Annotated in this window: 1 protein-coding gene; it reads right to left on the bottom strand. The window is 68.5% G+C overall.

Annotated features, from left to right (window positions below):
- Window positions 1–354: 354 nt before the first annotated feature.
- Window positions 355–898: NAD(P)-dependent oxidoreductase (locus tag D180_RS14635; protein WP_017913387.1), on the bottom strand; the 544-nt coding region annotated here is incomplete at its 5' end.

Here is an 898-nt window from a genome sequence, read left to right as displayed (position 1 = left end):
TGGGACATGTCACGGCTCCTGCATCGACCAAGTCGTTTCAATCCACGCGCCCGTGAGGGCGCGACAGCCCTCAGCATAACTGCCGGCCGGGACTAAGGAAAAAGTGCCGATTTCGCGAAACGGGCGTGCGGCGACGTGCAGGGGGCGGGGCTGCCTTGCCAGGTTTCACGCTGCCCAGGCATTTCGCTTTTTCGATCAAGTGCTTATCAGGATTCGCGAACCGGCCGGTAAAACCCTGGGCGCTTCCGGTTCGCGCCGACGGCGCACATCCTTGCTCCGCCATCCGAACCCGGTGTGCCGATCAGCGCCAGGCGCTCAGTCGCTGACGGCGCGCCCGTCGTTGGGCGGCAGCACCTAGGGCACGTGCGTGTCGTATTGGTGCAGCACTTCCGCGAAACCATGGCGCGGTTGCCAGCCCAGTGCGTCCAGCGCCCGTTGCGGCGAATAGACGCGATCGATCCGTTCCGGCAGTGCCCAGCCGCGTTGCGCGAACGCCGCCACCAGCGTCGGCGCGCGGCGGTGCAGGATCGCCGGTGCTGCGGTGTGCAGTTCGGCGCAATCTTCGCGCAGGAACGGGGTGGCGCCGGAAATCACGAACGTCGCGCTTGCCGGCCCGGCATGCCGCAATGCCGCCGCATGGGCCTCGGCGACGTCGCGCGCGTCGATGCCGCGATGCAGGCGGAATGCCGCCATCACGTTGACCGGTTCCGGGAAGCAGCGCGACATGCGCAGGATGCGCACGCTCGGACCGCCCTGGTCGGCCGCTTCGCGCAGCAGCGCCTCGGCCTCCAGCTTGGTGTGGTGGTAGATGGTCTGCGGCTGCGGCGCCAGCGTCTCGTCGACCCAGCCGGCGCTGCCGTCGGGAGTGGCTGCGTCGCCATACAGCGCGGTGGTGCTG

The organism is Xanthomonas sp. SHU 166 (assembly GCF_000364685.1).
Classification (GTDB): domain Bacteria; phylum Pseudomonadota; class Gammaproteobacteria; order Xanthomonadales; family Xanthomonadaceae; genus Xanthomonas_A; species Xanthomonas_A sontii.
This window is presented reverse-complemented; position numbering and strand designations above follow the sequence as displayed.